At 53.0% G+C, this 24,116-nt stretch carries 25 protein-coding genes and 1 pseudogene; 6 read left to right on the forward strand and 20 right to left on the reverse strand.

Annotated features, from left to right (window positions below):
* Window positions 1-193: 193 nt before the first annotated feature.
* A pseudogene (locus tag AC3WJN_RS14780) lies at window positions 194-355 on the forward strand (AbrB/MazE/SpoVT family DNA-binding domain-containing protein); the annotation flags it as partial.
* A gap of 285 nt (window positions 356-640) precedes the next feature.
* Here the strand turns inward: AC3WJN_RS14780 and sufB are convergent.
* The 11 genes from sufB to AC3WJN_RS14835 all read right to left on the reverse strand — a co-directional run bounded on the left by sufB (window position 641) and on the right by AC3WJN_RS14835 (window position 11,931).
* On the reverse strand, window positions 641-2,038 hold the full coding sequence (sufB, locus tag AC3WJN_RS14785) for a Fe-S cluster assembly protein SufB (RefSeq protein ID WP_007780196.1): 1,398 nt from the start codon (window positions 2,036-2,038) through the stop codon (window positions 641-643).
* 40 nt (window positions 2,039-2,078) lie between these two features.
* Window positions 2,079-2,516, reverse strand: a complete 438-nt coding sequence (gene sufU, locus AC3WJN_RS14790; RefSeq protein ID WP_005832076.1) for a Fe-S cluster assembly sulfur transfer protein SufU — start codon at window positions 2,514-2,516, stop codon at window positions 2,079-2,081.
* Window positions 2,503-3,729, reverse strand: a complete 1,227-nt coding sequence (locus AC3WJN_RS14795) for a cysteine desulfurase (protein WP_007780199.1) — start codon at window positions 3,727-3,729, stop codon at window positions 2,503-2,505. The genes sufU and AC3WJN_RS14795 overlap by 14 nt, the downstream gene beginning before the upstream one ends.
* Window positions 3,729-5,027 (reverse strand): Fe-S cluster assembly protein SufD, encoded by a 1,299-nt coding sequence (gene sufD, locus AC3WJN_RS14800; protein WP_005832073.1) that lies wholly within the window; start codon window positions 5,025-5,027, stop codon window positions 3,729-3,731. Before sufD ends, AC3WJN_RS14795 begins: the two co-directional genes overlap by 1 nt.
* Before the next feature lie 21 nt (window positions 5,028-5,048).
* Window positions 5,049-5,837, reverse strand: a complete 789-nt coding sequence (sufC, locus tag AC3WJN_RS14805) for a Fe-S cluster assembly ATPase SufC (protein WP_005832072.1) — start codon at window positions 5,835-5,837, stop codon at window positions 5,049-5,051.
* Window positions 5,838-6,284: 447 nt separating this feature from the next.
* A complete protein-coding gene (locus tag AC3WJN_RS14810; protein WP_007780203.1) occupies window positions 6,285-6,821 on the reverse strand; it encodes a cupin domain-containing protein in 537 nt (178 codons plus the stop codon).
* Between the two features lie 547 nt (window positions 6,822-7,368).
* Window positions 7,369-8,949, reverse strand: a complete 1,581-nt coding sequence (pckA, locus tag AC3WJN_RS14815) for a phosphoenolpyruvate carboxykinase (ATP) (RefSeq protein ID WP_005826578.1) — start codon at window positions 8,947-8,949, stop codon at window positions 7,369-7,371.
* Between the two features lie 360 nt (window positions 8,950-9,309).
* The gene (locus tag AC3WJN_RS14820; RefSeq protein WP_005826580.1) at window positions 9,310-10,470 is read right to left on the reverse strand and encodes a M20 peptidase aminoacylase family protein; all 1,161 of its coding nucleotides are present in this window, start codon (window positions 10,468-10,470) and stop codon (window positions 9,310-9,312) included.
* A gap of 78 nt (window positions 10,471-10,548) precedes the next feature.
* Window positions 10,549-10,890 carry an SCP2 sterol-binding domain-containing protein gene (locus tag AC3WJN_RS14825; protein ID WP_007780218.1) on the reverse strand — a complete coding sequence of 114 codons (342 nt, stop codon included), beginning with the start codon at window positions 10,888-10,890 and terminating at the stop codon, window positions 10,549-10,551.
* Between the two features lie 185 nt (window positions 10,891-11,075).
* Window positions 11,076-11,468, reverse strand: a complete 393-nt coding sequence (locus tag AC3WJN_RS14830; RefSeq protein WP_005826584.1) for a VOC family protein — start codon at window positions 11,466-11,468, stop codon at window positions 11,076-11,078.
* A 28-nt stretch (window positions 11,469-11,496) separates the two neighbouring features.
* Window positions 11,497-11,931: a hypothetical protein gene (locus AC3WJN_RS14835; protein WP_005826586.1), complete on the reverse strand. Its 435-nt coding sequence runs from the start codon at window positions 11,929-11,931 to the stop codon at window positions 11,497-11,499.
* A 304-nt stretch (window positions 11,932-12,235) separates the two neighbouring features.
* Here AC3WJN_RS14835 and AC3WJN_RS14840 point away from each other — a divergent pair, with 304 nt between their 5' ends.
* Window positions 12,236-14,290, forward strand: a complete 2,055-nt coding sequence (locus AC3WJN_RS14840; RefSeq protein ID WP_007780223.1) for a methyl-accepting chemotaxis protein — start codon at window positions 12,236-12,238, stop codon at window positions 14,288-14,290.
* Window positions 14,291-14,597: 307 nt separating this feature from the next.
* Here the strand turns inward: AC3WJN_RS14840 and gcvH are convergent, their stop codons facing one another.
* The 6 genes from gcvH to AC3WJN_RS14870 form a co-directional block, all read right to left on the reverse strand.
* Complete coding sequence (gcvH, locus tag AC3WJN_RS14845; RefSeq protein WP_005826591.1) at window positions 14,598-14,978, reverse strand: glycine cleavage system protein GcvH; 381 nt, start codon at window positions 14,976-14,978, stop codon at window positions 14,598-14,600.
* Window positions 14,979-15,037: 59 nt separating this feature from the next.
* The gene (locus tag AC3WJN_RS14850; protein ID WP_051998869.1) at window positions 15,038-15,301 is read right to left on the reverse strand and encodes a hypothetical protein; all 264 of its coding nucleotides are present in this window, start codon (window positions 15,299-15,301) and stop codon (window positions 15,038-15,040) included.
* Between the two features lie 56 nt (window positions 15,302-15,357).
* The gene (locus tag AC3WJN_RS14855; protein ID WP_005826594.1) at window positions 15,358-16,545 is read right to left on the reverse strand and encodes an aminotransferase class I/II-fold pyridoxal phosphate-dependent enzyme; all 1,188 of its coding nucleotides are present in this window, start codon (window positions 16,543-16,545) and stop codon (window positions 15,358-15,360) included.
* 3 nt (window positions 16,546-16,548) lie between these two features.
* Window positions 16,549-16,911, reverse strand: coding sequence for an arsenate reductase family protein (locus AC3WJN_RS14860; protein ID WP_005826597.1), 363 nt, complete (start codon window positions 16,909-16,911; stop codon window positions 16,549-16,551).
* Between the two features lie 139 nt (window positions 16,912-17,050).
* Window positions 17,051-17,239, reverse strand: coding sequence for a hypothetical protein (locus tag AC3WJN_RS14865; RefSeq protein ID WP_005826599.1), 189 nt, complete (start codon window positions 17,237-17,239; stop codon window positions 17,051-17,053).
* 58 nt (window positions 17,240-17,297) lie between these two features.
* Window positions 17,298-18,110 (reverse strand): DUF2797 domain-containing protein, encoded by an 813-nt coding sequence (locus AC3WJN_RS14870; protein WP_005826602.1) that lies wholly within the window; start codon window positions 18,108-18,110, stop codon window positions 17,298-17,300.
* A 141-nt stretch (window positions 18,111-18,251) separates the two neighbouring features.
* Here AC3WJN_RS14870 and AC3WJN_RS14875 point away from each other — a divergent pair, with 141 nt between their 5' ends.
* A complete protein-coding gene (locus AC3WJN_RS14875) occupies window positions 18,252-18,953 on the forward strand; it encodes a polysaccharide deacetylase family protein (protein WP_005826604.1) in 702 nt (233 codons plus the stop codon).
* Between the two features lie 48 nt (window positions 18,954-19,001).
* On the opposite strand, the gene AC3WJN_RS14880 is transcribed toward AC3WJN_RS14875, so the two are convergent.
* On the reverse strand, window positions 19,002-19,730 hold the full coding sequence (locus AC3WJN_RS14880; RefSeq protein ID WP_005826607.1) for an amino acid ABC transporter ATP-binding protein: 729 nt from the start codon (window positions 19,728-19,730) through the stop codon (window positions 19,002-19,004).
* A gap of 181 nt (window positions 19,731-19,911) precedes the next feature.
* Between AC3WJN_RS14880 and sppA the strand changes: the two genes are divergently transcribed.
* From sppA to AC3WJN_RS14895, 3 genes are all read left to right on the forward strand, one after another.
* On the forward strand, window positions 19,912-20,883 hold the full coding sequence (gene sppA / locus AC3WJN_RS14885; protein ID WP_007776454.1) for a signal peptide peptidase SppA: 972 nt from the start codon (window positions 19,912-19,914) through the stop codon (window positions 20,881-20,883).
* A 15-nt stretch (window positions 20,884-20,898) separates the two neighbouring features.
* On the forward strand, window positions 20,899-21,372 hold the full coding sequence (locus AC3WJN_RS14890) for an RDD family protein (RefSeq protein WP_007776457.1): 474 nt from the start codon (window positions 20,899-20,901) through the stop codon (window positions 21,370-21,372).
* 132 nt (window positions 21,373-21,504) lie between these two features.
* Window positions 21,505-22,515 carry a CAP domain-containing protein gene (locus AC3WJN_RS14895; protein ID WP_005826615.1) on the forward strand — a complete coding sequence of 337 codons (1,011 nt, stop codon included), beginning with the start codon at window positions 21,505-21,507 and terminating at the stop codon, window positions 22,513-22,515.
* Window positions 22,516-22,610: 95 nt separating this feature from the next.
* Here the strand turns inward: AC3WJN_RS14895 and AC3WJN_RS14900 are convergent, their stop codons facing one another.
* Both AC3WJN_RS14900 and AC3WJN_RS14905 read right to left on the reverse strand, forming a co-directional pair.
* A complete protein-coding gene (locus AC3WJN_RS14900) occupies window positions 22,611-22,751 on the reverse strand; it encodes a hypothetical protein (protein ID WP_167333240.1) in 141 nt (46 codons plus the stop codon).
* Window positions 22,752-22,928: 177 nt separating this feature from the next.
* Window positions 22,929-24,113 carry an MFS transporter gene (locus AC3WJN_RS14905; RefSeq protein ID WP_005826616.1) on the reverse strand — a complete coding sequence of 395 codons (1,185 nt, stop codon included), beginning with the start codon at window positions 24,111-24,113 and terminating at the stop codon, window positions 22,929-22,931.
* Window positions 24,114-24,116 lie beyond the last annotated feature (3 nt).

The following is a 24,116-nucleotide window of genomic DNA, read 5'->3' on the forward strand; positions in this document are numbered from 1 at the left end:
CACTAATAATTTTTATCATTGTATTTCCAACATCAATAATCTTCTTTTTTTGGCTTTTCAATTATCTCTCAAAAAATTAACCATCACCCTAATTTTACAATATTACCCATATACCCCTTTTTAAAATTTAGCGTAATTTTAGATTTATTTCCACTTTTTTGCTCAATTTTTATTCAGTTTCGAGTAATAAACGATGAATGCAACCGGGGTTGTTAGAAAAGTCGATGAGTTTGGACGCATTGTGCTTCCAAAGGAGCTACGAGCCATTTTTGATATTATCCTCAAAGATCCATTGGAGATTTACGTTGTTGATGAATGTAACATATTGAAGAAGTATGAACTGGCATGTGTATTCCTGTGCTAGTGAAGCAACATGAATCAGAATAAACAAGGGAAGCCCTCTCCAGACTAGAATTCTGAAGGAGGGCTTCGTCATATTTCAGGATACCCCGCGTCACGCAAAGCGTTCGCAGCGCAGTGAGCTGCTTCTCTCGCTCCTGGTCCATCGCCGAAAAAATGGAAGAAGACGAACATAAAAGTTCGCCTTCTACACCAAAGGAACATTTTGAATCGGCACGATTATTTTTTAAAACACGTATGCCACTTATAAAATGCTGGGGCAACAACGTTTTATCGTTTCCTACCCAATACTGCCTTCCATCTCAAACTTAATCAATCTGTTCATCTCCACCGCATACTCCATCGGCAATTCCTTCGTGAATGGCTCGATGAAGCCCATGACGATCATTTCGGTCGCTTCGGCTTCGGACAGGCCGCGGCTCATCAGGTAGAAGAGCTGGTCCTCGGACACTTTGGAGACAGTCGCCTCGTGCTCCAGCGTGATGTTGTCGTTCATGATCTCGTTGTACGGGATTGTGTCGGACGTGGACAGTTTATCCAGAATCAGCGTGTCGCACTTGATGTTGGACTTGGAGCCTTCCGACTTGCGTCCAAACTGGGCCAGACCGCGGTAGGTTACTTTTCCGCCGTCGCGGGAGATCGATTTGGAAATGATGGTCGATGTGCAATCCGGTGCCAAGTGAATCATTTTCGCACCTGCGTCCTGGTGCTGGCCTTTGCCTGCTACCGCGATGGACAGGACAGTACCTTTGGCGCGTGGGCCTTTCATGATAACTGCAGGGTATTTCATGGTCAGCTTGGAGCCGATGTTGCCGTCGATCCATTCCATGTTCGCGTCTGCGTAAGCAACCGCGCGTTTGGTCACGAGGTTGTAAACGTTGTTCGACCAGTTTTGGATCGTGGTGTAGCGGCAGCGTGCGCGCTCTTTCACGATGATTTCTACAACGGCGGAGTGCAGGGAATCCGTGCTGTAGATCGGAGCTGTACAGCCCTCTACATAGTGCACGAACGAATCTTCGTCAGCGATAATCAGCGTACGCTCGAATTGGCCCATGTTTTCCGAGTTGATGCGGAAGTACGCTTGCAGCGGAGTTTCCACTTTTACGCCTTTTGGCACGTAAATGAAGGAGCCGCCGGACCATACAGCCGAGTTCAGCGCCGCAAACTTGTTGTCTGCTGGCGGGATGACGGTCGCGAAGTATTCCTTCACGATGTCCGGGTACAGCTTCACTGCCGAATCCATGTCGCAGAACAGAACGCCCAGTTTTTCCAGGTCTTCCTGCATGTTGTGGTAAACGACCTCGGATTCGTATTGAGCGGATACACCCGCGAGGAATTTTTGCTCTGCTTCCGGAATCCCCAGCTTGTCAAAAGTCGCCTTGATTTCTTCCGGCACCTCATCCCAGCTACGGCCTTGCTTTTCCGAAGGCTTTACGTAGTACGTGATGCTATTGAAATCGAGGTCGTCCAGGTCGCCACCCCATTTCGGCATCGGCATGCTGTTGAAAATGTCCAGGGCTTTCAAGCGGAATTCCAGCATCCACGCCGGCTCATCCTTGATCTTGGAAATTTCCTCGACGATTTCGCGGGTCAGACCCTTTTTCGTCCGGAATACAGAGACGTCCTTGTCGTGAAAGCCGTACTGGTAATCCTGTATCTCAGGGGCTTTTTTAGCCATCGTTGCTCACTCCTTCTTCATTCATGTCCATACCTGGCTGCTATTTCTGCTCTGCCTGCTTGATGCCTTGCTCCAGCGCCTTCCAGGCCAGAGTGGCGCACTTGATGCGCGCCGGGAACTTGGCTACGCCAGACAAAGCTTCGATGTCACCCAGATCAATGGAATCGTCGATCTCTTTGCCCTGCATCATATCGGAAAACTTGTGCGCCAGCTCAAGTGCCTTTTCCACTGGCAGGCCCTTGACCGCATCCGTCATCATCGAAGCGGATGACATGCTGATCGAACAGCCTTCGCCTAGAAACTTCGCGTCCACCACCTTGCCCTCCTCAACCTTCAAGGAGAGCGAGATGCTGTCGCCACAAGTCGGGTTATTCAAATTCACAATGAGTCCGTCGGATTCTTCCAGCTTGCCGCGATTGCGCGGCTTCTGGTAGTGGTCCATAATGACGCGGCGGTATAAATCATCAAGAGAAGACATTGCCGAAATACTCCTTCGTCTTCTTCAATCCCGCTATCAGCACATCTACTTCTTCTTCTGTGTTGTACAGGTAGAAGCTTGCCCGAGCGGTAGCCGTCACATTCAGCCAGCGCATAAGCGGCTGGGCGCAGTGATGGCCCGCACGAACTGCGATTCCGTAGCTGTCCAGCACAGTCGCCAGATCATGCGGATGTACCGTATCCAGATTGAATGTAATTAAACTGCTGCGGTCCTGCTGCGGGCCGTAAATCGTCAGTCCCTCGATCTCGCGCATTTGCTCCATGGCGTATTTCACCAGATGCTTTTCATGGCGCTCGATGTTTTCCAGACCGATTTCCTGCAAAAAGTCAATCGCTGCCCCGAGTCCGATCGCGCCTGCGATGATCGGCGTGCCGCCTTCGAATTTCCACGGCAGCTCCTTCCACGTAGAGTCGTACTTATCCACGTAGTCGATCATTTCGCCGCCAAATTCCATCGGCTCGACCTGCTCCAGCACCTCGCGCTTGCCGTACAGGACACCGATGCCTGTCGGGCCTGCCATCTTGTGCGCAGAAAACGCGTAAAAATCGCAATCCAAATCCTGGACGTCGATTTTTTTATGCGGAGCGCCCTGGGCCCCGTCCACAAACAGAAGAGCGCCGTGCTGATGCGCGATCTGGGCAATTTCCTTGATCGGAGTAGTATCCCCAAGTACGTTGGAAATATGGTGAATCGCTACGATCTTGGTATTGTCCGTAACCGTTTCTTTTACCGCGTCCAGAGTGACGGTCCCGTCCTCTGCCAGCGGGATGAACTTGAAGGTCGCTCCGGTTGCCTTGGCTGCCTGCTGCCACGGAATGAAATTGGCATGGTGCTCTACCAGCGTTGTGACAATCTCATCCCCAGGCTTCAGAACCAACCGAGCGTAGCCGTAAGCAATCGTGTTGATCGCGGAGGTCGTGCCGCGCGTGAACACGATTTCCGCTGTCTCGCGGGCGTTTATGAAGGCGCGAACCTTCTCTCTCGCGCCCTCGTAGCCGTCAGTCGCTCGGTTGCCCAAGGTGTGCACGCCACGGTGCACGTTGGAGTTGAACTCCTTGTAGTATTTATCCATCGCCTCAATTACCGGAAGCGGCTTTTGAGAGGTTGCTCCATTGTCTAGATAGACGAGCGGGTGCCCGTTTACCTCTTGGTGAAGGATGGGAAAATATTTCCGAAGCTCCTTGGCGTCCATTAGCCTAACTTCCTTTCAAGCGCCTGACGGAGTTTGTTTCTCACTTCTTCCACCGGGATTTCGGACACAACCGGATCGAGGAAGCCGAGAATAATCAGACGTTCTGCGCCCTGACGGGTAATTCCACGCGACATCAGGTAGTAGATGGACTCTTCGCTGAAGCGTCCTACCGAAGCAGCGTGCCCCGCTTTAACGTCATCCTCGTCGATCAACAGGATCGGGTTGGCGTCGCCGCGAGCTTTGTCACTCAGCATCAGGATGTTTTCCGCCTGCACACCGTTTGCTTTTTCAGCGCCTTTTTCGATTTTGGTGATCCCATTCAAAATGCTGACTGCTTCCCCTGTCATAACGGCCTTGCTCACCATGTCCGACTCGGAGTGGGTGCCGATATGTTGAACCTGGGAAGTCAAGTTTTGACGCTGGGAACCTGTCCCTACCGAAATGGATTTGGTCAGTGCATTCGAACCAGTTCCTTTGAGGATGGTTGTGTTGTTGGCAACGGTGTTGCCGTCGTTCATCTCGCCCAAAATCCATTCCATTTTGCCATCGCGGTCAACCGTTGCGCGACGGAAGCTGTAGTCGTGAACCTCTGCGGACAAGGAACGCACAGAAGCTACCTGCACGGATGCGCCTGCCCCTACGAACACTTCGACAATGCTGTTGGCTACCATGCTTTTGCCTTCGCCAGATACGTATGTATCCACGTAGGTCACTTTGCTGTTCGCTTCTGCCACGATCAGCACATGCGGGCAAAGAAGCGCATGGTCGCCAGCGATTTCGTAAACAGCCTGCAACGGTACATCCACTTCCACGTTTTTCGGAACGTAGAGGAAAACGCCGCCGTTTACGACTGCGGCATGCAGCGCGCTCAGCTTGTGCTCGTCTGGCGCCACTACCTGGTGCATGTATTTTTGTACGAGTTCGCCATGGTTTTGCAGCGCGTCAGCCAGCGGAGTAAAAATGACGCCTTGTGCCTTCAGCTCATCTGTCACGGCATGAAAAACGGCGGAAGCATTCTTTTGCACCACCAGGTTTTTCACGCTGTCCACGTCGATTTGCCCTTTTACCAGTTCGCTCAGCTCATTGGCCGACGCGATCTTGGCAGTGGTTTGAAACGGGTCGAACCCGGCAGTATTCCATTTATCAATCTTCGTTTTCTCCAAAGCGGGAAGCGGAAGCTCTCCCGCCGCCTTCAGTCCAGCGAGGCGCTTTTCAAGGAACCAAGCAGGCTCCTGATTAGCTTTGGAGTACTCGGTGATCGCTTCGGAACCGAAGCGGAGCTGTACATCCACACTCATTTCACTGCTGCCTCCTTCTTCCTACACGTTGGCGTTAACGGTTTCGTCCTCGATGCCGAGCTCTTCCTTGATCCAGTCGTAGCCTTCTGCCTCCAGGCGTTCAGCCAGCTCAGGACCACCGGACTTCACGATACGACCTTGCATCATGACGTGTACGAAGTCAGGCTTCACATAGTTCAGCAAACGCTGGTAGTGCGTGATAATCAGGAAACCGCGGTCAGCAGAACGCATTTCGTTTACACCGTTGGCTACGATTTTCAGCGCGTCGATGTCGAGACCGGAGTCGATTTCGTCCAGGATACAGATGCTTGGCTCCAGGAGCATCATTTGCAAAATCTCGTTGCGCTTTTTCTCCCCGCCGGAGAAGCCTTCGTTCAGGTAGCGGTGCGCAAAAGAATCGTCCATTTCCAGCGTGCTCATCTTTTTGTCCATCTCGCGAATGAATTTCATCAGGGAGATTTCGTTGCCTTCGCCACGGCGCGCGTTGATCGCGGAACGCAGGAAGTCGGAGTTGGTTACGCCGCTAATTTCGGATGGGTATTGCATCGCCAGGAACAGACCTGCGCGTGCGCGCTCGTCTACTTCCATTTCCAGAAGGTCGTCGCCGTTGATAAGCACTTCGCCATCGGTTACCTCGTATTTCGGGTGGCCCATCAGCGTAGATGCCAGTGTCGATTTACCGGTACCATTCGGTCCCATGATCGCGTGCACTTCGCCGCCCTTGATTTCCAGGTTCAAACCTTTGAGGATCTCTTTGTCCTCGATCTTGGCGCGAAGGTTTTTTATTTGCAAATGCGGTACTGCTGTCATCTGAATTCCCTCCATACACAAAAGTGAGTTGGTAATTCTCAATCCATTCTCAATAACTATCTTATAATAAGAATAATTATAAATCAAGGAATGAAACATATCTGTATTTTTTATATCATTATATTTAGAAAGTCCGTTTTTGCTTCCAAAAACCTTCCCAAATACAACGGCCACGTAAGCATTTTCTCCCTGTCCCGTGAAAATAAAGTTTTAGACTCAGAGGCGCGATTTAACGCGTTTTATGAGATTAAAAATCGCCAGACTTCCAAAAATAAGTATTAGACTGACAATAAAAATGAAACAGCGGCGGACCAAGACTTGAAAAATAAAGTCTTAGACTGCCGCTGTCTTTGTTCAACTAACGTATCCCGTTAGTTCAGCAACAACAAGGATATGTTGTTCATTCCTTGGGTGTAAAAAATTATAATTTATTACTCACAGTAATTATTATTCGGCTGCCATAGCATCAGCTTTAGTTACATGTACAGTACCATGTGGATGGTGTGGAGGTGCATATATCGAATAAAGTTTTAGCGGGATATTGCCTGTATTAGTTACATTGTGCCATGTTCCAGCGGGTACCACAATGGCAAAGTCATCAGAGACTTTTCTTACAAAGCTTAAATTATTTTTACTCTTGCCCATTTGAACAATCCCTTGACCTTGTTCAATACGAAGGAATTGGTCAACGTTAGGGTGAATTTCCAACCCGATATCTTCGCCAACGTTAATACTCATCAATGTAACTTGCAAATGATTTCCTGTCCATAAAGCGGTACGATACGTACTGTTTTGCTTCGAAGCCTGATTGATATTAACTACAAACGGTTCAGGTCCATAATCTTTCAACTGAAAAACCAATCGATTATCATGCCATGTATCAGGAGGCATAGTCCTGTAAACATTCTGTCCTCCATAGTTATACATTGGTACATTTACATGATATGGATATGGATATGGATACATATAAGGAACATTGTACATTTTTTTCATTCCCTTCACGCATTTTTCAAATTATCTTATGAAATATACTTAGGGAATGTACCTAGATTCAGCATTATATAGAAAGCTATCGGAAGGGTGCTGTTGAAGGGTTCTGCCCGTTAGCTTTGCTCGCGATCAGACTACAACTTTATTTTCACGGTCTAACACTTTATTTTTCAGTCTAACACTTTATTTTCAATGAACACTCCCATGCAACTTTTTCCAATACATCGCCTGGCATTTTCCAGGAACTTTTCTCCCGATTCGCCTCCCGAGCGCCACAAAAAAAGGCACAGGTGCGTACAGCCAGTTCAGCAGCTTGCCTCGTGTTGGTTATGTATCCAATCCGCTCGTTTCCATTCGCTGAAAAAGCCTCCTATGGAAGCTTACCTGACCCTTTTGCGCGAGTCAAATGGAAAAGCTGTGATAGCGGCCCTGTCCACAGCCTGCTGATTGGCAGCGTTGCCTGGCCGCTCTCGCCTTGGACAAAACAAAACGGCTAGACGCTATTGTCCAGCCGTTTCCTCCATATATATATAGCCGTTGCTTACGCTTTTGGACCTGCTTTCGCAATGTCTGTTGCATCCGGGAACTTCTTCTGGAAGTTCTCGATGAAGCGTGCAGCCAGTTCGGCAGCTTGCTTGTCGTAGTCTTCCTTGTTTGCCCATGTGTTGCGCGGCTGAAGCACTTCTGCCGGTACGTTCGGGCAAGTGGTCGGCACTTGTACGCCAAACGTTGGGTCTTCCACGTACTCTACCTTTTCCAGATCGCCGTTCAGCGCTGCCGTTACCATCGCACGCGTGTAGGAGAGCTTCATGCGCTGTCCAACACCGACAGGGCCACCCGTCCAGCCTGTGTTTACGAGATATACTTGCACATCGCGCTCGTCAATTTTTTTGCCGAGCATTTCTGCGTACACAACCGGGTGCAGCGGCAGGAAAGGAGAGCCGAAGCACGTGGAGAACTCGGTTTGCGGAGCCGTTACGCCGCGCTCTGTACCGGCCATTTTGCTCGTGTAGCCGGACAGGAAGTGGTACATCGCCTGCTCTTTGTTCAGTTTGGAGATTGGAGGCAGCACGCCGAACGAATCGGCTGTCAGGAAGATGATGACGTTTGGCTGACCGCCTACACCTGGAATCACAGCGCCGGAGATTGCGTCTACCGGATAGGCTGCGCGCGTATTTTCTGTGTACTTCGTGCTGTCGTAGTCGGCGACATGGGTAGCCGGGTCTACATCTACGTTTTCAAGTACGGTACCGAACTGGATCGCGTTCCAGATTTGCGGTTCGCCCTCTTCGGACAGCTTGACGCATTTTGCATAGCATCCGCCCTCGATGTTGAATACGCCATTGTCAGACCAGCCGTGCTCGTCGTCCCCGATCAGGAAGCGGTTCGGGTCAGCGGACAGCGTTGTTTTGCCTGTACCGGACAGTCCGAAGAACAGGGCGACATCCCCGTCTTTGCCCACGTTGGCCGAGCAGTGCATGGACAAAACGTTGCGCTCAGGCAACAGCATGTTCATGACGCTGAAGATCGACTTTTTCATCTCGCCCGCGTACTCGGTGCCACCGATCAAAACGGTCTTTTGCTCGAAGCTCAGAACGATGAAAGTCTCGGAGTTGGTTCCGTGTACAGATGGATTGGCTTTGAAGCCAGGTGCGTAAAGCACGGTGAACTCAGCCTCGTGTGTCGCCAGCTCCTCTGCAGATGGACGGATGAACAACTGGCGCGCAAACAGGCTGTGCCAAGCGTATTCGGTTACGACCCGGATTGGCAGACGGTAGGTTGTGTCTGCACCAGCAAAACCGTCAAATACAAACAGCTCGCTTTTGCCTTGCAAGTATTGCAGCACGTCCTGCTGGAGTGCCTGGAACTTCTCCGGAGAAATCGGCTGATTCACCGGACCCCAGTTGATCTTATCGTGTACGGAAGCTTCGTCCACCACAAATTTGTCCTTTGGCGAACGGCCGGTAAACTTGCCTGTCAGCGCATTGAGCGCCCCCTTGTCGGTCAAAATCCCTTCGCCACGCTTTACTGCCATCTCAACGAGCCCAGCTACAGGCAGGTTGCGGTAAACCTGTGTAGCTCCCAGAATGTCAGAAAGCTTGTGAACCGTATTGGTTTCCATGTGTGAACGATCTCCTTCCCAAAATGTATATCCAAGTAAAGTAACTTTTCTCAATGTCGTTCGATTTGTAATTAGTATATCACATTCAATCAAATAAGCCACATAATTTTATAATCTCTTGTGGAGAATGTGTGAATAGCCTCCCCAGTAGTTTTCCCCACCCTACAGTATTTCAGTTCTTCGACTCTATGTCCACCCTTTCGTAAATGAATGGATATTTTGAAAATTCGCTGGTCTGACCAGTTGGCGCGACAAAGTGCCTGGACAGCGACCCGCCTTGATCCGCCAGCCCTGGATGGTGCCTGCGCCATGGCTTACACAAAAAACCCGCTGCATGAGCGGGTCTTCCAGCGCATTCGCTTAGCGGGAGGCATTTTCTCCGAGCTTGTCAAACGTGCGCACGATGACACGGCTGAGAATCTGGACGCCGTCGCGGAGTGCCGACCGTTCGAACTTCATCTGCGGGTGGTGCAGTCCAGGCTGCAAATCGCAGCCGAGAGCCAGCATCGTCGCCTTGATGTGCGGACGTTCTACAGTGTAATAATGAAAGTCTTCCGCTCCCGGGCTGACAGGCGCCGCCTTGAGGTTGTCCACCCCGAGCACGTCGACAATCGCTTGCTCCATCAGCTCCTTCGCTTCCTCATCGACTTCCGCCGCCACCATTCGCGATCCGGCCGTAAGTTCGATCGACGCCTGGTAGGATGTCGCGATCCCTTCGATCATCTGGCGGACGCGCCCGACTAGCTCATCCATCGCCTGGTTGGTTTGCGCCCGCAAGTCAAGGGCGAATCTCGCTTTGTCCGGAATGATGTTGTAGCTCTCTCCTCCGGCTTGCAGCATGGTCATTTTCACTGTCGCCGGAACCATCGGATTGATGTGAATTTGTCCGATCCCGGAAATGATCGCACCCGCGACTTCAATCGCGTTGATTCCGAGGTGCGGCCTTGCTCCGTGTGCAGATACGCCTGTAATTTCTCCGTACAAAAACATCGCGGCGCCGTTGTAGATGGCTGGCCCCGCCGTCCCGTTCGCCATTTCCTGAATCGGGCGCAGATGGACGCCGTACAAATAGTCGATGTCGTCCACGACGCCTTTTTCCACGAGCTTCAAGGCGCCTGTTCCTTTTTCCTCAGCGGGCTGGAACAAAACTTTCAGCGTGCCCGGAGGCTTGTACCCGGAAGCGATCAACGCCTCTACCGTTTCGACAATCATGGTCATGTGCGCGTCATGCCCGCAGGAATGATTGGCGCGCCACTCTCCGTCTACTTCCTGCCACAGCGCGTCGATATCGGTGCGCAGCCCGACGACAGGCTTCCCTTCTCCCCACTCCGCGACAAGCCCTGTACAATCTGCAAAAGTAGTGACTGCAAGCCCCAGTGCTTGCATTCTCTCGGCCAAGTACTTCGTCGTCTCGACTTCCTGCCAGCTAATTTCCGGATTCGCGTGCAAGTGACTGAATGTTTCGTCAATGTTTCGCGCACGTGCAGCGACTGTTTCTTTCAACGCCAAGCTATCAGACATATTTGCGCCTCCCCCATCGTTTCTTCCTCATTATAGCACATGCGGGCGCCTTTATTTGGAAACGGGATCAGCCAGCTATTATTTGCACGTCAAGCGCAAAATCGCATCCAGCTTCAACTGGTCGCGCAATGTCCCTGCTATTTTCACCTGCTGCTTGGCCATGGTGTAGACCAGCTCGTCTCCGCCAAACAGCATCTCCATCTGCCGCTCGCCGCCCCTGACGATCAGATCGGCGGACTGCTCCTCCTCCCAGACGCCTGCCGAAATGCTGCCTTTTGATATCGTGAGTTGCCAGCGCGACTGCGTGTCGTCGACGACGATCCCGATCCGCTTTTCCCAGCCTGCTGTCATATAGTGCAAATGCGTTTTCTTTTGTAGGCGCTCGCCTACCTCGTAAAGCAGTCTGCCAATTCCGATCATAAAAATCCGTCCCCCTCTCTTCTCCCATTGGGTTCGTGGCTCGCTCAGTCGAATCCTTTGGCGAGGGATGAGAACCACTGTCGGGTCTTGTCAGGGCGGCCGACTTTTTCTCGACAGGCTTTTTCATCTGTTGCGCAAAAACGAAAAGAGCACCCGCGGCCGCAGATGCTCTTCTGATCCATCCGTTATTCATCAAATTCGTCTTTATCCAGTCGGACTTCCAGATGGTGACCATCCGGTGTCTCAAAATACAAATTGTAGCTCGTAGGCTGCGTGATCGGGCCACGGTAGCAAATGTTTTCCGCCTCGAGCTTGTCGACCAGATAGTCGAGCTCAGCGCGGCTCGTTACCGAGAAAGCGAGGTGATCGACCTGCCCTACGCCGCCTTTGCCTTCCGCCCCGTCGTGCGGATGGAGACCGATCCGTGTGTATGTGCCGATTTGAAAGTAGACAGGCGCTCCTTCCACCATATTCTCTTCCGGGATGGGGACTTCCAAAATGTCCTTAAAAAACCGAGCTACCTTCACGACATCGCTGCAATTCAATGCGATGTGGTGAACGCCTTTCAAATGAAACATTCACACTGCCTCCCACGTCAACTAAAGGTCATGCGCTTTTTTGCGACACCTGCTTGCGTTTATTGTACTGCTTCAGTCGCTCGCTTAACCGTTTTAAACGAATCATGAGTGCTTCGCGCCACTCTTCATCCTTTAACTCCTTGGCAATACCGAGCAAATCCAAGGAGATATCAATCTGCTGCTTCAAAACATCGGCGAAGCTGGCTGCTTCATCCGTCATGGTACAATTCTCAAACAACTCCGATGTATTGTCAACACTCACAAAATCGGCGAAATCGACTTCGGGCGCCTGATCCCCTTGAGCATATTCTACTAAAATTTCGTACTCTCCCTCAATACCGGGATGAACCTCAATTCTGTCACAAACAGGACAAAACATGATGGGGACATTGTGTACAAGCGTTTTATAATGACGGACTGAGCCTACGGAACCTACCATTCCTGCACCGCAACAAAAACTCATAAATAGTCTCCCTCCTTCTTCGCCAAACAGCGAAAGCGTTAGAAGCGTCTGGTCGAAACTCTCTGTCTGTATCCGCATTGTAACCCGTAATCCCTCTGCTGCTCTACCGCAAAAAGATACCAATCGGTTTATGGCAAAACAAATTGTCATACCATTGTACTCGATTTGCCTGCGTTTGAACACCGTTTTCTGATTAGTTTGAAGTTTTTGTCGGTACATGCCTAAAAATCGTGCAAAGAAGTTCGAATCACGCCGATAAAGAGAATAGTTAGTCAGCTAGTCACAATAAAAGGAGAGCGGTTTTATGTTTCGTTTTAAAAGTCTTCGCGCCCGGACACTTGCGATTACCCTTCCAGTCATTGTCCTTACCTTAGTACTTCTGATGAGCATGGCCTTCATGTTTTCCCACGCCCAGTTGAACAAGGAACTGACGGAGAAGATGAACTACCAGTTGGACGTGCTCGGCAGCAAAGTGGAGAAAGAACTGGAAGCACACAGCAAGGTGACGCTGAACATGGCGCGCGTCATCGAAATGAGCCCCATTACTTATTCGCTGGAGCAGTTGGATTCCCTGCTGAGCAAAACAGTTCTCGTCAACGAAACGTCTGTTGGCATGGGAATTTTCATGGAGCCTTACGCTTTTGATCCGAGCAAGCAGTTCGTTGCTACTTACGCTGCCAAAAAAGACGGCAAGGTGAGCATTACGTACGAGTACAGTACATCGTCCTATAACTATCCTGAGCAAGAGTGGTACAAGATCGGTGCGTCGACCCAAAAACCGACAAATTACTCACCGCCGTACTATGACGAGATTTCCAAAGTCTCCATGACGACAGTCGTAGCTCCGTTTTACTCCCCAGACAAAAAGCTTTTGGGTGTAGCGACAGACGACATCACGCTCACGGATATTCAAGCGATGGTCTCGGGTACAAAAGTAGGCGAGACGGGCTGGGCCTTTTTGCTGGATCAGAACGGCAAGTACTTGTCCCATCCCCAGTCGGACAAGCTGATGGTCCAATCCGTGCAAACCGACAGCAACGCGTCTCTCGCAGAGATCGGCCCCGCTCTTCTCGCTGAAAATGAAGGCATGACAACTTTTTCCGATGACAATGGCGTCAATCGCGTCTATTTCCAAAAAATCCCTGACACAAATTGGACTATCGCGCTCGTCATGCCGGAAAATGAATTTGCCAAGCCTCTGAACGCTCTGGCTTACCGGCTTCTCGCTGTCAGTCTGCTTGGGCTGTTGATCCTGATTGCCGTCATTTATTTTTTCAGCAAGTATTTGACCGGACAAATCAACAAGGCCAACCAGCTTTCGCAAGCTCTCTCCTCCGGCGATTTCACCGCTACGATGGACGTCAAGACAGCCGATGAAATGGGCGTCATGGCAAGCCGCTTCAATACGATGACCGCCACCTTGCGCGAAACGCTCAGCCAGGTCAGCTACAGCGCCCAGCAAGTCGCCGCTACTTCCGAACAACTGATGGCGAGCGCAGAGCAGACGAGCAAAGCGACGGAGCAAATTGCCCAGTCTGTGCAGGAGATCGCCTACGGAACAGAGCAGCAGGTGGACGCGACCAATCAGGGCAGCGATGTCATCAACGAAATCGCCCAGCATATTTCGTTGATGGAAAAAGGCATCGAGGAAGTCAGCTCCTCTACTCGCGATGCCAATCGCCAGGCTGCAGAAGGAAACCAGATGGCCGCGAAGACAGTGGAGCACATGACGGTAATTCACGGACAAATGGAGCAAACCGCAGCGGTGGTCAACGCACTTGGACAGCGCTCCCAGGAAATCGGCCAAATGATCGCGCTGATTACCTCGATTGCCAGCCAGACCAACCTGCTTGCCTTAAACGCAGCGATCGAAGCCGCCAGAGCCGGGGAGCAAGGACGAGGCTTTGCCGTTGTCGCTGACGAAGTGCGCAAGCTGGCGGAACAGTCCAGCTCGGCCGCCGAACAGGTGAGCAGCCTCGTCACGGACATTCAGCGCGATACCGAATCGGCCATCTCCGCCATGAGCCACGGCTCCATCATCCTCGGGGAAGGCATGACGCTGGTCACCGCGACCGGAACCGCCTTCGAGCAAATTTCCGACTCTACCGCCCACTTGCTTACCCGCACAGACGAAGTGTCGGCGGAAATGAAAAAAATCAGCCAGGAAATGCAAACGATCGTCGCAGCGATCGACCATATTTCGCAAATCGCCATCCAGTCCGCCGGCAATTCGCAAACCGTCGCAGCGGCAGCAGAAGAGCAAAACGCGTCGATGGAAGAAATTTCCGCAGCCGTGACCATGCTCGCGAAGATGGCAGAAGAGCTGAACGATACGGTGCGCTCGTTTAAGCTTAGGTAGTGGTTTGAGGTTTTGACGTTTTATCATAGAAAGGCTTCGCCAAGCTTTAGCGGCTCGGCGAAGCCTTTTTTCTTTTGTATCTGCCTTTAAGCGTCCACCTTGAACCCGCTTCCCTGAATCCTCCACTTTGGACGCGGTTTTCCTTTTTCCCCGCAGGCGGCCAGTCTCCGCTTCCTCGCTAGAGGCCCAAGTACCTGTAGCGTTTTCTCCTGTTTCCTCCCTCCACTGCGGCAACGGTCGACTGGCTTTTGCCAAAAAGCTAAAAAAGCCAGAGCAACAATGCCCCGGCTTTTTGTGTGTCTGCAAACTATTCTTTTACCATTGCCTCGTACTTGTCGGCATCCAGCAGCTTGTCCAGCTCGGCTGTGTCGGACAGCTCGACAGCGATCATCCAGGCCTGCTCATAAGGCGAAGAGTTCACCAGTTCTGGTGCGTCTTCCAGTTCGCCGTTTACTTCCACTACTTTGCCAGATACAGGAGCGTACAGCTCGGAAACGGTCTTTACCGATTCCACACTGCCAAATGGCTCATCCTGTTGAATTGTCGAGCCTACCTCTGGCAACTCGACAAACACGATGTCACCCAGCTCTGATTGAGCAAAAGCGGTGATTCCGATATACGCTTTGTTGCCTTCTACTCGCACCCACTCATGCTCTTCACTGTAACGTAGATTTTTCGGGAATTCCATCGTTTACATATCCTCCTATCGGGTACAATCCATTACACATACATAATTAGACGAACATTCTAGGATTCCTCTTCGCTCCACAAAATTCTGAACAGACGTTTTGGGGACCAGCTTGAAACCCTTTTCGCCTGCCAGAAAATGGCGCGCTGGAGCCTCTCGTCAAACAGGCCAAAAACAGAGACATGTCCATCCGGCAGCGCATCGACCTTTTCGTCGACGACCGCAAGCGAATACCTCAGGCCATGCTCCGCAATCGCCTGTTTCCTCACTTCAATATCTGTAGCTTTTTCCAAATCCGGCACAGGAATACATGTAACTTTCAAACCATTCGCCGACGCCGATTTGTCACACCGTCCCTCATTTGCCGGCCAGCCTGCGCCTATGCCCCTGTTTTTCTCGCCAAAATGCCTGACTCCGCAATCGAGCGAGCGGCCTGGCGCAATACTTCCGGGCTTTGCACGAGCGCAATCCGGACGTAGCCTTCCCCTTCGTCGCCAAAGGCGCTACCAGGAATGACGACCACCCCTGCCTCCTCCAATAGCGCAATGGCAAACTCGCGGGACGTCCAGCCAGTTGGCACGGGTGCCCAGACGAACATCGTCGCTTTCGGCGGCACAATGTCCCAGCCCGCCTCGGCCAGTGCTGCCAGCAAGACGTCGCGGCGCTCCTGATAGACAGGGCCGACGCTGCTCTTGCCGCCTGCTTCCCGGTCCATGCGCAAAGCCGCGACCGCCATCTGCTGGACAGGCAAAAAGACGCCGTAGTCGACATTCGACTTGACGATGGCCAGCGGCTTGATGATCTCGCTGTTGCCGACTACATACGCAATGCGGCAGCCTGCCATGTTAAAGCTCTTGGAAAACGAATTGAACTCGATCCCGACCTCTTTGGCTCCCGGCGCTTGCAGGAAGCTGGGCGGGCGATAGCCGTCAAAAGCCATCTCCGAATAAGCGAGGTCGTGCACGACGATGATGTCGTGACGCTTGGCGAATGCGACGACCTCTGCAAAAAAGTCGACGGTGGCCACAGCCGATACAGGATTGTTCGGATAGTTCAGAATCATGAACTTCGCACGAGCCGCGATCTCGTCCGGGATGTCTGCGAGCCTGGGCAAAAAGCCGTTTTCCGCGCGCAGCGGCATCCGGTAAGGCATCGCCCCGGCCAGATGCACGCTCCCCTCGTAAATCGGGTAGCCGGGGTCAGGCACGAGCACGATGTCGCCCGGATCGGTCCAGGCCAAAGCAAAGTGCGCGAGTCCATCCTGCGAGCCCATCAAGGAATGAACCTCGCCGTCTGGCGCAAGCTCCACGCCAAAGCGGTATTGATACCAGCGCGCCACTTCTTCGCGAAAAGCTCCGGTACCCTCGCTCAAGGCGTAGCCAAATGCGCCCGGCTGTCTGGCAGCAGCGAGCAATGTTTCGAGCAACTGGTCTTCAGGCGGTTGGTCCGGGCTGCCGATACTCAAGTCGTACACGGTCCTTTTCTTCGCGACTTCTTTTTTTCGCGCAGCCATCTCGGAAAAAATCGCGGCAGACAAGTTTTGCAGTCTTTTGGACGGTTGGCGCATTCCCTACTTGCCTCCCCACGCTTTTTCCAGCTCGTCTTCCTTGAAGCCCAGCGTCACTGTATCATCGCTCGCCAAGAGAGGGCGCTTGATGAGCTTTCCGTTGGAAGCGAGCAAGTCAAGCATTTCCTCGTCTGTCATCGTCGGCAGCTTGTCCTTTAACCCAAGCTCGCGGTATTGCACGCCGCTGACATTGAAAAACTTGCGCAGGTCAAGCCCGCTCGTCTGCCAAATCCGACGAAGCTCTTCCTTGGAAGGCGGCGCATCGACAATCGGCACTTCCTCGAAGCTCACCTTGTGGTCTGTCAGCCATTTTTTCGCTTTGCGGCATGTATCGCATTTGCTGTACAAATACGCTTTCATGGTCATGGTCGATTCCCTCGCTTTTCGTTATGTAGTCATTCTCTCTTGTAAAAGAATACCACACCGTCCTGGACAATGTTTGCCTGCTTGAAAAAAACGACAGCCCCACTTCAACGGCTGCCGTTTTTCGCGTTTTGCTCTGCTGTTAGTGGCCCGGGCTTTTGGACGGATCGGCTTTTGCGCCTTCCGTCTCGACGGCTTCGGCCCCGGGGTTCACCTGCCACATCTGGGCAAGCGGCGAATAAGGCACCCCTAGCTGCTTGTCGTTTTGCGCTTCTACCGCTTCCGCCAAAGTCCCCGTCAACGGCTGGGTGTACTCGATTTCTCCATCCACGAAAAAGCTCCCCCTTCAGCTTGGCCTGCTTTTTTAAGTGTGGGGAGTTTGCCTGAACTTATGCAGAGTGGCTTGCCTTGATCTCTACCTGGTAGCCGGCGTGCTTTCGCACCTGGAAAACGCCGTTCTCAAAAATCAGGTACTGCGCCTTGACGCCGATCAGCCGCCCGCCGAGCTGCTCCTCTTTGTCCAACGTTTTCGAGTTGATCTTGTCCAGCGACTCCAAAATCGGATATGTAATATCCACCCATTCGTCTTCCCTGTATTGGAAAGGTTTGAACGGTTCGGGAAAATGGCTGTACACCTCGTCGCGCATAGCAATCAGGTCGATTTCCTTGACGTCGCCCTTGAGCATTTTGCGCCAGTTGGTCTTGTCCGGCAAAAACTGGCTAAGATGGTACTCCAGTTCTCCCGCCATCCGGCGCGTCGGCACTTCCGCAATCGGAATCGCGCGAATCGCCCCCTGATCGACCCAGCGTTTGAGCTGGTTGTGCTTGCGCGTCAGTCCGACCTTGATGTCGCTGGAAACTGCCAGATAGACGTAGTGCGGGATCATGCAGTATTGCTCGCCGAAGCTCTCGTCCCGGCACGTCCCTTGGTCAAAATGACATTCGTGCGGCTTGACGATGCACAAGTCATTTTCCGGCAGTTTGGTAAAACAGGGGTAGCAGTACCCGCTGTTGAACGTTTTGTTCGTTTTGCGCCCGCAGGCGATGCAATTTTTTTGGCCCAGATAGGAAATGGTCAGTTCGCTGCCGAGCCATTCATTTAAAGGCAGACGGTCTTCGCCGATGTTCAAATAGTAGTCGACCGGCTTTTCTCTCCCGTGATAATCGTGGCTCAGACCGTGCAAAATACCGCGGAGTTCCACTTCATTCTCTCCTCTCCCATGTACAGTCCTCTCATTTTAACATATCGCCTGTGCGCACCGGGCGCTGTTTTCTTTTGGCAGCATGTTTTCCAGAGCGGAGGGTGAACCTAAACTATCTCAATCAAAAGGAGGGCGTCCGTCATGAGCCGCGTCGTGCTGTATGCTTTGTTGCTTGCCTGCCTGCTCGGCTACGGGATATCTCCTGTTACGGCCCGGGAACTGCTCCCCTCTTACGAACCGATTCACCGGATCGACACGAACAAAAAGGTAGTCGCCCTGACCTTTGACGACGGTCCGGATGCCACCTACACCCCGAAAATTTTGGAGGTGCTCCATAAAAACCGGGTGCCCGCCACCTTTTTCGTGCTCGGCTCCCAGGTGGACAAGCATCCAAAGGTGCTGCAATGGATTTACAAGGCCGGACACGAGATCGGCAATCACGGCTACCACCATTTTGACTTAAACAAGCTGACAGAGCACGAGGTGTACGAGGACATCAAGCAAGCAGAGCGCTCCATCCTGAGGACGACGGGCATTCTCGCCCAATACTACCGTCCCGCCGGGGGTGTCATGACCCACGACGTCATGAACGCCGTCCAGGCGAGCGGGTACGACATCATTCACTGGTCGGTCGATCCGCGAGACTGGTCGCTGGCGAGAACGGCGTCTGTCATTGCGAAAACCGTGAAAAGCAACGTGTCGTCCGGCGACATCATTTTGTTTCACGATGGCGGCCTGAACCAGAAGCAAACCGTGGCCGCCCTGCAGGAGCTAATCAGTGACCTGCGCTCGCAAGGCTACCGCTTTGTCACCGTATCGCAACTGCTCGATGAGGCCAAGTAATAGGCACCAACGCCTCGCTCTTTCGCGAAGCAACTGGTGCCTTGCCTTTTAGGCCAGAACTTTTCCGAGGAAAGAACGCAGCCGCTCGTGGCTGGTGTTGTCAAAAAGTTCCTCGGGGCTTCCTTCTGCCATAATCACGCCCTGATCCATGAAAATGATGCGGTCGCCGACTTCCCGCGCAAATCCCATCTCGTGCGTGACCACGACCATCGTCATCCCTTCCTTGGCCAAGTTTTTGATGACGGTCAGCACCTCACCCACCAGCTCCGGGTCGAGGGCGGAGGTCGGCTCGTCGAACAGCATGACTTTCGGGTTCATCGCCAGCGCGCGGGCAATCGCCACCCGCTGCATCTGGCCCCCGGACAACCGCTCCGGGTACACGTCGGCCTTGTCTTCCAGCCCGACCTTTTTCAGAAGCGCCAGACCCTGCTTGCGCGCTTCTTCTTGCGCGAGCTTTTTGACCTTGATCGGCGCCAGCATGACGTTTTCCAGAACCGTTTTATGCGGAAACAGGTTGAAGCGCTGGAACACCATCCCGACTTCTTCCCTGACCTTGTTGATATCTGTCTTGGGGTCTGACAAGTCATGCCCGTTAATGACGATCCTCCCGCCCGTCATTTGCTCCAGTTGGTTCAGACAGCGCAAAAAAGTACTTTTGCCCGAGCCCGACGGCCCGATGACACACACGACTTCCTTTTCCGCCACCTGTGTCGTAATTCCTTTCAACACCTGAAGCTCTCCGTAGCTTTTCGTCAAATCGGTCACTTGAATAATCATGGTCATCCCCCTAATTGCGGTAAATGCGTTTGCTGTAATCTATGTAACTATATTGTACCGCAATAGTTTGAAAATTGCACAAATAGTCTCTCGCCCAGTTTTTGCACTCCCTGTTTTTCCAAGCCCGGCCCGATGCGTAACTCTTCCCCTCGCGGCTCATGCTAAGGGGGAGGTGGTTTTCATGCAACGAAAAAAATGGGTGGCGCTCCTGATCGTGCTGGTCGTCTTTGTCGCGGGAATAACGGTAGAAGGCTTGGCCGGAAGCTACAAGGAGCTGGCCGACACCCCCGGATTCTCCTGGGAGGAAAACGTCGTGTACGGGTCAGGCAGCAACAAAATTGTGCAGTTGTTCGTAAACGGCGTCATTTCCGGGGAGCCGAGCGCTTCCGGGATGCCTTCGATGGCAGAACTGCTCGCCGAGCAACTGCGGCGAGTCGAGGAAGACGACATGGTCAAGGCACTCGTGCTCAGGATCGACAGCCCTGGCGGCGAGGTCGTCGCCACGGATGAGTTGCATACCCGGCTGATGCGGCTCAAGCAGTTGCGCGACATCCCGATCGTCGTCAGCATGGGCTCGACCGCTGCGTCGGGTGGCTACTACCTGGCAACGGCTGGCGATGCGATTTTTGCCAATCCGAATACATTGACCGGGAGTCTCGGCGTCATTTTTCAACTGTTTAATTACAACGAGGCCGCAGCCAAGCTGGGCGTCAAACAGTACGCGATCAAAAGCGGGCGCTACAAAGACATCGGCAGCCCGGCGCGCCCTTTGACCGATCCCGAGCGGCAAATTTTCCAGTCGCTGGTCAACGAGAGCTACCGAAAATTCGTCGATGTAATCGTCAAAGGCCGCAATCTCTCCCGCCAGCGCGTCTTAGAAATTGCCGATGGCCGCGTCTACTCCGGCGAGCAAGCCAAGCTGCTCGGACTGATCGACGGATTTGGCGATCTGGAAGAAGCGACCCGGCATGCACTCTCGCTCTCTGGCGAGCAGGAAGCGATGGTCGTGCGCTACAATGACCAGCTCTCCATCAGCAAGCTGTTGTTCAGCCTGAAGCAGCACTGGTCCAACCCTGATCCGCTCGGGCTTGCGCAGCTCGTGCAGCGCCAAAGCTCGCCGCGGCTCCTGTACCAATTCATCCCGTCGTTTTAAAAAGGAGTGAGAGGAATGAGCGACCTCATGGCAAGGCAAGAGCCGGACGGCTGGCAGGAGCCGCCTCGCGAGCACCACTTCGCAGGCTTTTGGATACGCGTAGCGGCCTCCCTGCTGGACTCCCTGTTTCTGGTCGGCGTCAGCCTGCTCGTGTTCAATCCGCTGCGGCGCGCCATGGGCGTATCCGGCGACTTTTTTTCGTTGATCGATCTGATGGAGGCGCTGTTCGGACTGTTGTACATGATCCTTCTGACCTGGTGGACGGGACAGACGTTGGGCAAGCTGATTACCGGAATCCGGGTCATTAGTGCCAGACAGTCCCGGGGCAACCTGTCGGGCGGCCAGGTCATCCTGCGCGAAGTGATTGGCAAGTTTTTGTCCACGCTGCCTTTTGGGCTCGGCTATTTGTGGGTGGCATGGAACCCGCAAAAGCAAGGCTGGCATGACTTGCTCGCGAAAACATACGTCGTCTACGACCGCAAAACGTGAAACCTCCGATCGTCTATTCGGAGGTTTTTCCTTTTTTCGTAACAGATTTGCTTCCTTTGACTCTGTTTTTGGCCCGTCTTTGCACTGATACTGGTAACAACCAAGGCAATTCCACTTCGAGGAGGTAGACATATGCACAAGAAAAAAGCAATCAGCATCCTCGCCTTAGGTCTTTCACTGGCTCTGCTCGGCCAGTTGTCACCCGTTTTTGGTGTGTCCGCCGCTCCTGTCGCAGCCGCAGAGCAAGCAGTCAAATCGGTGTCCACGTACGGCATCCAGCTCGGAATGAGCGCCGCTCAGGTCGAGCAAAAGCTGGGCAAGCCCGCACGCAAAGACCCGAGCCACACCGGAGTAGAATGGTGGATCTACAACAAAGATTTGAACAACTACATACAGGTGGGCATCCAAAACAGCAAAGTCGTCACGCTGTTTACGAACGGAGCGAAGATCAATATCGGGGGAATCACGATCGGTTCCACCACCAAAGCGTTGCAGGAGGCATGGGGAGCGCCACAGAACACTCTGGCTATTACTCCATCGCTGCGCATCCAGGACAATACGCTCAAACATCCGACTTATCTTCAAAACAATCAGGTCATCACCTTTTCCATCGATCAACTGGGCGGCAACAAAGTCGCAGGTGTCCGCATCTCCACGCCAGAGCACTTCGCCACGATCGCCATGGGCCTGATGTACCCGATTGTCTATACACAGTTGCCGGCACAGCCGAAGCTGACAGACGCCCAGATCAAGCAAGCCGCCATCGCTTATGAGAAAGAAAATTTCGACTTGCTGAACGTCGCTCGGCTGCGCGCCAAATTGCCTGTCCTGACCTGGGACGAGCAGGTCGCGGCTGTCGCCAGGGCGCACAGCAACGACATGGCGCAGCACAACTACTTCAGCCACACCTCGCCGACGACGGGAAGCCCGTTTGACCGCCTGAAAAAAGCAGGCATCCGCTACAGCTACGCGGGCGAAAACATCGCCTACGGCCAACTGGACGGCATTGAAGTCCACATGGGCTGGATGAACTCCTCCGGCCATCGGCAAAATCTTTTGAATCAAAACTTCAAACAGTTGGGCGTCGGTGTCGTCATCAAAGACGGCCGCCCGTTCTACACGCAAAACTTCGTCTCGAAGTAAGCGCTCGCGAAAAAAGACACGCCAGCACAATCGCTTGGCGTGTCTTTTGTTGCTCTAACGAAGACTTCTTGCCTCATCCACGGACAGAGTCGAAGTTACTGCTGCGCAGCCGCATTCGTAGCAGGAGTTGGCGGCGGAACCTGCCCCTCTTCGGAAAAAAACGGGATGATGACCAGACTGAGAACGAAAAACAAAATCCAGACGATCCCCCGCTTGAATATGCACGGAGTCAGCATCGGGTCAACCCCTTCCAAAAAAACAATTCTTCTATAGTAATACGCTTCCCTCCCCTGCGCCCGTTTATGCTTTTTTACGAAGAAAACTTACAGTTCAGCAAAAATGGTTGGGAAACCCCGGCAGCACAAAAAGCCATCCTCCACACATGCAGAGAATGGCTTCGTTTTTGGCATCCATCAGCCTTGTTTTTGCAATGGCAGCGGATAGCCCTCTGCCTGGGACTTGCTGTTTCGGGCAAACAGGCAGGCGGCGGCGAAGACCACGAGAAGCGCCCCCATCAGCCAAAACATCGTCCACGGCTCCCACAGCTCCATGAGCACGCCGTTGACGTTTGGCGCGAGAATGCTCGCGATCCCGAAGTTGATGCCCGCAATAATTCCCGCAGTCGGCACCATGGCGGCAGGCAAAATATCGGCCGAATAGGCCAGACCGAGCGAGTAAAACGATCCGACTGCCGCCCCGGCAAGCGCGAGCAGCAGCATCATCAGCCAGACGTTTTCCCCGGCCAGCGGGAACAGGAAAAAGGCAATCCCCCCGACAAGCGCACAGGCGAGCATCACTTGCCTGCGCCCGATCCGGTCGCTCAGCGTCCCGAGCGGCATTTGCAAAATAATGCTGCCGACTACAAACGACGGCAAAATCAGGGAAACCCACTCCAGCGACAAGCCTGTGCGCAACGCGTAGACCGGAAAGCTGCCGTTCAAAGACGTCTCCATGAACCCGTATAAAAAGGAAGGAATCAGCGACAGCCAGCCGATGCGCAGCACGGTGGCGTATTTGTTTTGTTTCTTTTCCGTTTGCTTGAGCTGTTCGGGATATTCGTTTTTAATCCGCGACAAAAGCACAAAAGCTACGGCGTACAAAAAAAGCAAGACGCCAAACGGCACCCACAGCCCGAGCGGCAACAAATTCAAGCCAAGCGGCCCGATGCTGAAGCCGACGCCATACGCCAGCCCGTACAGGGACAGGTCGCGTCCCCGCGTTTGCGGCGCGGCGATTTTCGTCACCCACATCTGGCTGGAGTAGTGCAGGCTGGAATCGCCAATCCCCATCAGCATGCGCAACACAAACCAGACAGCCAGGTGGCTGAACAGCGGGATGAGGGCAGTCGCAATCGTGAGCAGCAGCATTCCCCACAAAATCGTGGAACGGTAGCCGATCCGCCTCAGCGGAATTTCCAGCAAAGGCGAGACGAGCACCATCCCCACGTACAGAGCGGCGGCGTTCAGCCCGTTCATGACCGACGACACGCCCTGCTTTTCCAACAGCACAGCCAAAAGCGGAATGCTCAAGCCTTGGCTCAAGCCCGAGATGGCTACCACCAGGATCAACACCCAGAAGGTGTATCTCGACGAAGACATGGT

The organism is Brevibacillus sp. FW306-2-1A-C05A (assembly GCF_058781555.1).

Bases quoted from the DNA above. Each gene is read 5' to 3' on its own strand.
- sppA (WP_007776454.1), top strand. From the start codon at position 19,912: ATGCAACGAAAAAAATGGGTGGCGCTCCTGATCGTGCTGGTCGTCTTT.
- AC3WJN_RS14900 (WP_167333240.1), bottom strand. From the start codon at position 22,751: ATGCTGACTCCGTGCATATTCAAGCGGGGGATCGTCTGGATTTTGTTT.
- AC3WJN_RS14875 (WP_005826604.1), top strand. From the start codon at position 18,252: ATGAGCCGCGTCGTGCTGTATGCTTTGTTGCTTGCCTGCCTGCTCGGC.
- AC3WJN_RS14825 (WP_007780218.1), bottom strand. From the start codon at position 10,890: ATGATCGGAATTGGCAGACTGCTTTACGAGGTAGGCGAGCGCCTACAA.
- AC3WJN_RS14855 (WP_005826594.1), bottom strand. From the start codon at position 16,545: ATGCGCCAACCGTCCAAAAGACTGCAAAACTTGTCTGCCGCGATTTTT.
- AC3WJN_RS14905 (WP_005826616.1), bottom strand. From the start codon at position 24,113: ATGTCTTCGTCGAGATACACCTTCTGGGTGTTGATCCTGGTGGTAGCC.
- gcvH (WP_005826591.1), bottom strand. From the start codon at position 14,978: ATGGAATTCCCGAAAAATCTACGTTACAGTGAAGAGCATGAGTGGGTG.
- sufD (WP_005832073.1), bottom strand. From the start codon at position 5,027: ATGAGTGTGGATGTACAGCTCCGCTTCGGTTCCGAAGCGATCACCGAG.
- sufC (WP_005832072.1), bottom strand. From the start codon at position 5,837: ATGACAGCAGTACCGCATTTGCAAATAAAAAACCTTCGCGCCAAGATC.
- sufU (WP_005832076.1), bottom strand. From the start codon at position 2,516: ATGTCTTCTCTTGATGATTTATACCGCCGCGTCATTATGGACCACTAC.
- AC3WJN_RS14895 (WP_005826615.1), top strand. From the start codon at position 21,505: ATGCACAAGAAAAAAGCAATCAGCATCCTCGCCTTAGGTCTTTCACTG.
- AC3WJN_RS14820 (WP_005826580.1), bottom strand. From the start codon at position 10,470: ATGTCTGATAGCTTGGCGTTGAAAGAAACAGTCGCTGCACGTGCGCGA.
- AC3WJN_RS14880 (WP_005826607.1), bottom strand. From the start codon at position 19,730: ATGATTATTCAAGTGACCGATTTGACGAAAAGCTACGGAGAGCTTCAG.
- pckA (WP_005826578.1), bottom strand. From the start codon at position 8,949: ATGGAAACCAATACGGTTCACAAGCTTTCTGACATTCTGGGAGCTACA.
- AC3WJN_RS14810 (WP_007780203.1), bottom strand. From the start codon at position 6,821: ATGTACAATGTTCCTTATATGTATCCATATCCATATCCATATCATGTA.
- AC3WJN_RS14860 (WP_005826597.1), bottom strand. From the start codon at position 16,911: ATGACCATGAAAGCGTATTTGTACAGCAAATGCGATACATGCCGCAAA.
- AC3WJN_RS14840 (WP_007780223.1), top strand. From the start codon at position 12,236: ATGTTTCGTTTTAAAAGTCTTCGCGCCCGGACACTTGCGATTACCCTT.
- AC3WJN_RS14890 (WP_007776457.1), top strand. From the start codon at position 20,899: ATGAGCGACCTCATGGCAAGGCAAGAGCCGGACGGCTGGCAGGAGCCG.
- AC3WJN_RS14830 (WP_005826584.1), bottom strand. From the start codon at position 11,468: ATGTTTCATTTGAAAGGCGTTCACCACATCGCATTGAATTGCAGCGAT.
- sufB (WP_007780196.1), bottom strand. From the start codon at position 2,038: ATGGCTAAAAAAGCCCCTGAGATACAGGATTACCAGTACGGCTTTCAC.
- AC3WJN_RS14795 (WP_007780199.1), bottom strand. From the start codon at position 3,729: ATGGACGCCAAGGAGCTTCGGAAATATTTTCCCATCCTTCACCAAGAG.
- AC3WJN_RS14835 (WP_005826586.1), bottom strand. From the start codon at position 11,931: ATGAGTTTTTGTTGCGGTGCAGGAATGGTAGGTTCCGTAGGCTCAGTC.